The sequence below is a fragment of the Bradyrhizobium genomosp. III genome, assembly GCF_000261705.1.
Lineage (GTDB): Bacteria > Pseudomonadota > Alphaproteobacteria > Rhizobiales > Xanthobacteraceae > Bradyrhizobium > Bradyrhizobium ottawaense.
In genome coordinates this window covers 1-8664 of the sequence record NZ_AJQF01000531.1, presented here as the reverse complement: position 1 = coordinate 8664, position 8664 = coordinate 1, and the positions used below count along the sequence as shown (strand labels likewise).

Sequence of the window (8664 nt, the reverse complement as noted above, 5' to 3'; positions counted from 1 at the left end):
ACTTCAAACTGGATTAAGCCCGTGGGGCAAGGTCAGTGCGGCGAATGCGGCAGACCTTGAGCCGGAAGTGAAACTGCCCGCGGCGGTGTGGAACTGGTCCGGAGGCTATATTGGTGGACACGTCGGCGGCGGGTACGGCCGAACCTCCTTCAGCAATCCCTACGGTCCGTCAATCTATGGCGGCATAGTCGATACGCCGACGTTCCTCGCAGGTGGCCAGATCGGCTACAATTGGCAGAAGAACGGCTGGGTGTTTGGCGTCGAACTCGATGTCAGCGGTGCTGTCTCAGACGGCACAAATACCTGCCTCGCGTCGTCCGGCTTTGTCGTGAGTGCAAACTGCAAGGCAGGTCCGAACATCTTTGCCACCGCGACCGGTCGTGTCGGTTACACGTTTGGCGCGTCGGGTGGCACGCTGGCCTATCTCAAGGGAGGTGCAGCTTGGCAAAACAATCAGGGCGACGTCATCAATAACCATGAAGGCGGACTCGTGCCACAGGAGAAAACCCATTTCGACTACGGTCGCATCGGTGGCATCATCGGGCTGGGCGTCGAGCAGGCGCTTACGCCCGCATGGTCGGTCGCAGCTGAGTATGACTATCTGAATTTCGGTGGCCCGAGTGTCGCGACACCTCCGACGGTGCAGGGTCCGCCGTTCGCAATTGTTCCGGCGAACACAACGAGCCCGTCCAGCAACTATCACATCGGAAAGATTGGATTGAATTACCATTTTGGCGCCGACCCGTGGACGGCGCAATGGTCCTATGTGCCGCAGTACGCGAAGGCTCCAGTCGGCGCGCCGCCGATTGCTTATTCAGATGGTTGGTCGTTCGAAGGCGGATCGCGGCTCTGGCTCAGCCGCGGACGATTCCAATGGGACCACAGTGTAGCGCCCTACTTGCCTCTAGACCCCAGCGTCCTTGTATCGAGGCTCACCTATCATGGCCTTGACGGACTTTCGGGAGAGCTATTTGGCCGTGTCGACAGCCCATCGGGAGTGTTCCTGAAGGGCAACATTGGCCTCGGGCGCTTCGATAAAGGAAACATAAACAATGAAGATTGGCTCGCCGATCGGGAACTCTCCTATATCAACAACGCATCACGGCAACGAAACGGACGGTTCACCTATTTTACCGCAGACTTAGGTTACGATTTCCTGCGCGGCGCCAACTACAAGGTCGGCGGATTTATCGGCTGGACCTACTACGAACAGAGTTCCGACTCCATCGGTTGAACGCAGATTGCCCACCCCCGCTACACTTGTCCGGCGAACCCAGACACTATCATCGGCAGCCAGAATACTCAGTGGAATGCACCTCGTGTCGGCCTAAGCGCCGAAACCATGCTCTCTGAGCGCTGGCGCTTAAACACCGATGTCGCCTACCTGTCCTGGACCGATTTCAAAGGGCGTGACCACCATCTCTTGCGCGACGAGACCACCTTCGATGAACAGCGGGGCAACGGTGGCGGCGGCGTCCAGGTTGAAGGCGTGCTGTCCTACTTCTTCACCAAGAACTTCAGCGTCGGCGTCGGCGGGCGCTACTGGTCCATGTGGACCAAAAAGCGGGGCGACTCTTTGTGCAGCAGCAGCGGCTGCGTCGGTGATCCGGCCATATTCGCGAAGTACAGCATGGAGCGCTGGGGTACGTTCTTTCAGGCCTCCTATAAGTTTGATTGAAAAGATCACACCTCAAACCAAGCGCCGGGCGTCTTCAACGCTACGAGTAACGCACATTTTCTCTGCATGAACTCCAACATTAGCGGCACAGACCCCCGCAGTAGCCCTGCCGGCACCGGCCAGAAGAATGATCTCCAGAACTGTCGAAGAGCCCAAGCTAAATGATCTCAAAGTATCTCCGACGTTCAAAGTCGGTGACCCGATGTTGAACGGCTTGCCACTCCCAATGGCGCGAGCAAGAAAACGCTCCAACAAACCTTTCTCCAAAGACATCACTGGCCGCTGCAGACTCTGCAAACCGAGATGTTGCCTCTGATAGGCTTTGAGGCAGTCTCGCGGACGGACGACACATTTCCACGCTTGCATCACCGACGATCGAAGCCGGTAGTGCCGGACCTGTCTCGACGCCCAATATTCCCGAACCAATCGCACATGCTAGCGCGAGATATGGGTTCGCGTCTGCGCCAGGCAGCCTATACTCCAGGCGATGGGCAGATGGCTCTCCCGGAATGGCGCGAACCGCGCAGGAGCGGTTGTCGACTCCCCAGCTTGGACAGATTGGTGCCCAGGAGCCAGGTACCAATCTCTTGTAGCTGTTGAAGTTTGGCGCAGCGAGCACACAGAACTCATTCATGTATTCTAGTTGTCCGGCGATAAATTGCCTCATAAGATCGGAGACGTTGCCGAACGCATCACCGTCGTAAAACGCATTTTGACTATCCGAGGACATGGAGATGTGAATATGGCCGGACTGGCCAGGCCATTTCTCGGAAACCTTGGCCATGAATGTAGCCATCATGCCTCGCGTTTGCGCCCAGGCTTTTATCATCGACTTGAATATGGTTGCTCGATCGGCGGCTTCCAGCGCATCACAATGACGAAGTGACGCTTCGACCACGCCAGGTCCCGTTTCAAAGTGTAGTCCGCTGAGAGGTATTCTAGCCTTCTCACAAAGCGCCAAGATCTCACCGAACAGCTCATGTTGCGCGATAGAGCGCGCAATCGAGTAGCCGAACGGGCCGCGAGTTAAAGGAGCCCATTCACCGAACGGCTTTTCTTCAATCGTGTCTGCGTTCTCCTTAAATAGTATAAACTCAAACTCAAACCCGGCAGTGCAGTCGTATCCGTGGTCAGCAGCCCTTCGTAGGACCTTACGCAGAACGCCGCGCGGGCAGATGTTCTCATGCGCGCCCGTGAACTCCGCGAGGTAGAGATATTGAGAGCCGAGATGAGACACCGAACGGCCGGTGCCTGATAGAATACGCAGGTCAGCATCTCCGAACGCTGATAGCGGCTTTTGCGTGAAACTCGCCGGAATGACCCGGTCCGTACAATCCCACGCCAGCACCGCTTCAGAGAACTTGATAACTTTATCTCCATCCGAGAGATCTTCACCTAAGACGTGTTTGCCTCGCAGAACGCCATCGAAGTCGCTGACGCCGACCATCGCCGCGCGGGCTGGATTCGCTCCGGTGAACCTGGGATCAGTTGGCATTAGTCGCGATCCTGCATCACTAAATCGAACACCTGGTCCATCCGCATTGCTCGCAACTTGCGATAGTCATTCTCAAGCGTAGTCAAGTCGCTATTCACGAGATAAACGATGCCCGGTGTCGACGCCAAGTCGATCGTGGGAACAAGCTCTTGACCAATCGGAACGAATGCAATGGCGTCTGCGAAGCTCGGCAGCTTGCGGATTGCTTCGAGTCCCGGGTAACCGGCGACGACACCGCCCATATCTGAGATCAACGAGACGCAAAGTGCGTGAGCCTGCCGCTTGTAGGGCCCGCGCAGCCTCATATATTCACCAAAGCCCTTGGGATCTGCGTAGCACCAGGCCGTCAGGGTCATATGGTTGTGCCCCAACGCCATCGTTCGTGCTTTTGCCGACATGGTCCCTTGAAGCCTCGCTCCGAAGTCAACCAGAACTGGTCCCCGATGATCGACGATGATCTCAGCATGAGCCGGTCCCTCGGCGATCTGAAGCGCCTGCAACGCTCGTTCCAGGTAGTCGGACAGCTCCTGAACGATTGGTTCGCTGCCGTCCAACAATCTCTCGAGTGAACAGACCGATGATGCTCGCTCGATAGGAACGGTGTCATACGTCCAGGCCTCCGTAACGAAGGCATTCCCGTGGATCGAGATGGCGTTTACGGTGTATTGTTGACCGTTTATTTTTTCCTGCCCGAGGGCAAAACGATTCAACGCTCCGACACGGTTGGTCTTCCCGACAATCGCGCTTAGTGCCCGCTGAATGTCAGCATCTGTCGTGCAAAAGAATACATCCTCGGTTCCCGTACTGTTCAGAGGTTTGATCACGATCTCGTCGAAGTTCGCTTCGCGCTTCCAGCTTGCGATTTCTACAGCATTGTCAGACACGACTTGTCTGATCGATCGCACACCGGCATAGGTCAGCGCGCAAGACAATCGCGCTTTGTCACGCCGAGCAGCCGATAGAGCGGTGCCGTTTGAAGGTAAGCCCAGCCGCTCCGACAACGAATCGGCGAGTTCGACTCCAGACTCGCAGCCGGCGATAACGAACTCAAATTCTCTGCCATGGAGGGCCTGAAGATGATATTCAACGATGTCGTCATACCCCATGCGCTCGCTGGGGCGAATGACTTCATCATACAGGTTAGCATCAAAGTGCGCTTGGAATATGGGTGGAATCTGTGCGGCCGACATCACATGCACGGTTCCAATGCCATAGCGCTTGAACTGTTCCGGTAGATATCGGCCGGTAGAGTATGCGTCTACGATTACACAATTCCGTTCTTTCATGCGGATCTCCGATACTGCAAGTAGATGTTGCTGACGGCGACAGCCGTAATGAGAATGTTTCCAAGGAACGTATGTGACGAAGGCACGATGCGAGAATCGAAGTACTGGAACAGGAAGGTGATGATAGGGGCGGTGGACAGGACCATGTTGACGGTGAAGGGCTCGACGTAACGAATGCCCTGCTGGATCAAGAGCAAAGGAACGATCATCGTCGAAACGCCAACTGCTGCGATCGCAAACCAATGCTGCGAGATCTCAGGCACGATGGATGAATAGTCCACCAGTCCCAGCAGCAAGATAATCGTTCCATAGAACCGATGCGCCAGCACTTGCCGGCCGGAAAACCCACGGTCGAAAAGCAGTTTGACAAGTACATTTGTGAGGGCGAGCGATAGGCCGGCCACGATGGCCAAGACTATTCCAAAGGACGATCGAGCCCCCCACTCCACGCCTGCGTTGCCGCTGGCCGAGATCCAAATCATGTAACTCGCGATCATCGCGATCGAAGCGCTGACGACGATGTCGGATGCTGGCGGAACTCCCTGGCGCCTGATCACGGCGTTTAGCCACACAGTTGCGGTGGGCCCCAACGCCACCATGAACGCGACGACGATCGCAGGTTCAACGTATTTCAAGCCGATAAATAGGCCGATCCAGCTGATTGCTGTCACGACGTTGAGTACGGCGAAGACCAAAAGGGACCGATTCCCCACTCCTGCCTTGCTTGTGTCGTGGCGCGCCAAGAGATTGAACGTCAGGCAAACCACGGTAAATGACAGCAGGAGCGCGACGAACGCATCTGCTCGCTGAAAATACGCTGCGGCATAAACCTCGCCTGCCGCACTCACGAGGACATAGAGGGCCACAAAGAGCACTCCCAGCGCGAACCTATTCGTCAATCGTCTACCCTTCCCGTGCCCGCGCGACGGGGCGCGGCCCTCGCAGGGACCGGGCCGCGCGCATCGATTTTGAGGCATTCAACTTTCGGCCTGTACTGACCACGTTTGGTTTGAAATCTCACGATCTGCCCTAGTGATTCTTCGTTCCGCGGTACACAACACAGGCCTCTCCGAATGCTTTGAAGAGTTGCTTGCCGAGGAGATCGGTTGAGACGTGCCATTCGGGGTGCCATTGCACCCCGATTTGCAGCGTCGGCGCGCCAATCACCGAAGCCGCCTCAACAAGACCGTCAGGCGCCCACGCCTCCCGCCTCAGCGCCGGGGCAAGCGCCTCGATGCCTTGATTGTGCAGCGAGTTGACTTGGGCTTCGATCGTCCGGGCGATTGGGAAGAGCGCGCCGTCGGAAGATATCCTGACGCTGTGCGCGGCATCGTACTGACGGTCCCTGGGACGGTCTGGCTTCTCGGCATGCATAGCACCGCTTTCGAGGCTCCACTCCGCAAGCGATGGGCGGAGTGTGCCGCCGAAATAGACGTTGAGCTCCTGAAGCCCACGGCAGATGCCCAAAATAGGCATTCCGAGCGCGATGGCGCTCTGTATGGCTACGGCAGAAAGCCGGTCCCTAGGACGGTCAAGGATCCCAGCCTCAACGTCCCGATCAGGATCAACTAAGGATGCAGGCGCTGACAGGACGGCGGGGTCGACGTTCGATTCATCACCTGTCAAGACCACACCGTCCAGCCGGCGCATGATGGCCGTGGCGAACGCCTCCCCAGCATCTTCCGCGTCGACGGTCGGCAATACGACGCAAGCAACTCCCCCATGACGATGGAGTGCCTGCACGTACTTACGGCGTAACCAGTCGCGATGCACACCGTCGACCAGAAGACGGTTCGAAGTGACGCCGACAACGGCTCGCGCGCGCTCGGGCTGTTGCAGACTCACGCCACCTGGCCCCGCGTCCGGACGGCGGCAACGGACTGCTCATACAGCCGTCGATTTCGCTCTTTCAGCTGAGTTATGACGCTAGGCTGACCTTGAGGCCCCTTGACAAAGAGCCCGCCCCAAGTCGCGGCGACCTTCGCGTAGTTCGGATCCTGCATTCGGATTTTCTGAGCCTTGCGCAACAGCCAAAACGGGATACCGGGCGAAAGGTGGTGCTCAAGGTGGTACTCATCTAGATTCTGCCCAAGAATGGCTCGCTCGAGGAAGCTTCCCTTCCGATTTCTGGTGAGATAGACGTTCTGCGTCTCGTTTTCGCACATTGGCGAGTGCTCGGCGAGTTCGATGAACCAGCCGAGGACCTGAAATGTGGTGAGATAGGGCACGATCCAGAACAGGACGACAATATGGAGCAGCCCAAGAACATATGACCCGGCCAAGATGCTGATCCAGAAGAGATAGAAGCCATACCTGTCAATCAGTATGCCTGAGCGGCTCTGATCCTCGGTATCTTCGACCGAAAACCGGTTGGTCCAGAGATACTTCAGATAGGCCACTGTCGCGCCGCCGAAGATCGGCTTCCAGATGATGTTGAAAGCGTATCTCTCTGGACGCTGCACGTCATAAACGCCGCTGGCCAGGAAAAACTTCAGGTCGGGATCCTTGTCGGGGTCGCCGAGATAGGGATGATGCAAGTAGACATGTGAGATCCGATAGGCCCAGTGTCGCTGGAACAAGGGATAGGAGGCGAACAGAATGCCAAGAACATAATTCCAGGTGGTGTTCTTCGCGAGCGTGCGGTGAGCTGCATCGTGAGCGATGGTTGTCAATCCGCGCTGATAGGCACCAATCAGGAGAACGGCCAGCGGGTAGAGCCACCACGAAACAGACACGGTCGCAAGCGTGCACGCTGCGATAACAGCGTAATCTTTCGCAATGTAGGCGGCCCCTGTGATGTTGTCGGGCCTTAGCTCCGAAAGTTGCTTATTGATCTCCCGGCTGAATTGAACGGCCTCATAGCGTGATGACCTCAGTTTCCAAGCGTCTGCCTGATTCATGAGAACCTCTTCCTAATTGCCTTGCAGGTTGTCAGATTGCGGAAAGCGCCTTGTCCAGATCGCGCAAGATGTCATTGACATCTTCGATGCCGACACAAAGCCGGATTGAGCCGCCAAATATGCCGGCGGCTTCGCGCTTTTCCCGCGGGACGGTGGTGTGAGTCGTCGAGACAGGATGAGTCACGAGCGTGCGGGCGTCTCCCACATTGGAAACGTGATACATCAAGTCAATGTTCTGGATGAACTTTCGCCCGGCCAGTTCGTCTTCCACCTCGAACATGACCATCGCCCCGTGTCCATATGCGGTGTTGAGTGTCTGTTCGACGATTTCCCGATCGGCGCCTTCGAAGAGACCCGGGTAAAACACCCGACGCACTTTTGGATGCTCCTTTAGAACTCCAGCCACGATCCTGGCATTGGCGCAGTGCTGCTTCATGCGAAGCGGCAGCGTTTCAAGCCCTTGGATCAGTTGAAAGCTCGCAAACGGGGAGATGGCTGCACCGGTATCGCGTAACCAGGTCATGCGAGCCTTGAGGAGAAACTCGCTCTTTCCTAGGTCATCGACATCGCGCACGGCGTTGTGCCAGACAATTCCGCCATGCGCTTCGTCGGGACCATTGAACAAGGGGAAGCGAGAAGCTCCGCGATAGCTAAATTTACCGCTGTCAACGATTAGTCCGCCGAGGGTCGTGCCGTGGCCGGAGATATATTTTGTTGCAGAGTACGTTGTAACTGCAGCGCCCAGGTCTGACGGCCGGCATATCAGCGGCGTAGTCGTGTTGTCTACGACCAGAGGCACGCCGTACCTCCGGCCGATCTCCGCAAGCTGTTTAACGGGAAGCGGAATCAGACAGGGATTCGATATTACCTCTCCGAACAGGCAGATGGTGCGATCATCGATCGCTCGCTCGAACGTCTCGGGCCTTCGAGGATCTGCTGTCCTCACGCTGATTCCCAAACGCTTTAGGGTGTTGTGGAGCAGGTTCCAGGTATTGCCATATAGATATGGAGAGGCAACGACATTGTCCCCTACTTCGCCACTTGAAAGATTGACGATAGCAAGGAACGTCGCCGCTTGACCTGACGCAACGGCGAGCGAGTCGCTGCCCATATCGACAGCGGCGTAGCGCTTCTCGAGCGCGCGGGTCGTGGGATTGATAATCCTCGTGTAGGTGAACCCATCGGCCTTGACGTTGTAGACGTCCGCGATGTGGTTGAGATCGCCATCGAGTTCATAAGCTGTATTCTGGTAGATCGGCACTGCGACGGCTTTCGTCACCGGGTCGCGCCGATAACCCGCATGCA

At 56.7% G+C, this 8664-nt stretch carries 8 protein-coding genes; 2 read left to right on the top strand and 6 right to left on the bottom strand.

The genetic code is table 11. The annotated features are described in order from the left end of the window. Together IC66_RS0140965 and IC66_RS0140960 are read left to right on the top strand one after the other, a co-directional pair. The coding region (locus tag IC66_RS0140965; protein WP_038951291.1) for an outer membrane protein at window positions 1–1234 on the top strand (1234 nt) is incomplete at its 5' end. Between the two features lie 6 nt (window positions 1235–1240). Beyond that, window positions 1241–1678 carry a hypothetical protein gene (locus tag IC66_RS0140960; protein ID WP_310473586.1) on the top strand — a complete coding sequence of 146 codons (438 nt, stop codon included), beginning with the start codon at window positions 1241–1243 and terminating at the stop codon, window positions 1676–1678. A 157-nt stretch (window positions 1679–1835) separates the two neighbouring features. Here IC66_RS0140960 and IC66_RS0140955 read toward each other — a convergent pair whose 3' ends face one another. From IC66_RS0140955 to IC66_RS0140930, 6 genes are all read right to left on the bottom strand, one after another. Continuing rightward, window positions 1836–3173: a glutamine synthetase gene (locus tag IC66_RS0140955; RefSeq protein ID WP_011084879.1), complete on the bottom strand. Its 1338-nt coding sequence runs from the start codon at window positions 3171–3173 to the stop codon at window positions 1836–1838. Continuing rightward, the gene (locus tag IC66_RS0140950; protein WP_011084878.1) at window positions 3173–4459 is read right to left on the bottom strand and encodes an ATP-grasp domain-containing protein; all 1287 of its coding nucleotides are present in this window, start codon (window positions 4457–4459) and stop codon (window positions 3173–3175) included. The genes IC66_RS0140955 and IC66_RS0140950 overlap by 1 nt, the downstream gene beginning before the upstream one ends. After that, window positions 4456–5325 (bottom strand): EamA family transporter, encoded by an 870-nt coding sequence (locus tag IC66_RS0140945; RefSeq protein ID WP_223153700.1) that lies wholly within the window; start codon window positions 5323–5325, stop codon window positions 4456–4458. Before IC66_RS0140945 ends, IC66_RS0140950 begins: the two co-directional genes overlap by 4 nt. 163 nt (window positions 5326–5488) lie before the next feature. Beyond that, entirely contained in the window at window positions 5489–6304 is an 816-nt protein-coding gene (locus IC66_RS0140940) for a gamma-glutamyl-gamma-aminobutyrate hydrolase family protein (protein ID WP_011084876.1), read from the bottom strand. Next, window positions 6301–7359: a dhydrorhizobitoxine desaturase gene (gene rtxC, locus IC66_RS0140935; protein WP_011084875.1), complete on the bottom strand. Its 1059-nt coding sequence runs from the start codon at window positions 7357–7359 to the stop codon at window positions 6301–6303. The genes IC66_RS0140940 and rtxC overlap by 4 nt, the downstream gene beginning before the upstream one ends. A 31-nt stretch (window positions 7360–7390) precedes the next feature. Beyond that, on the bottom strand, window positions 7391–8664 hold a 1274-nt coding region (locus IC66_RS0140930; RefSeq protein ID WP_038951290.1), incomplete at its 5' end, for an O-acetylhomoserine aminocarboxypropyltransferase/cysteine synthase family protein.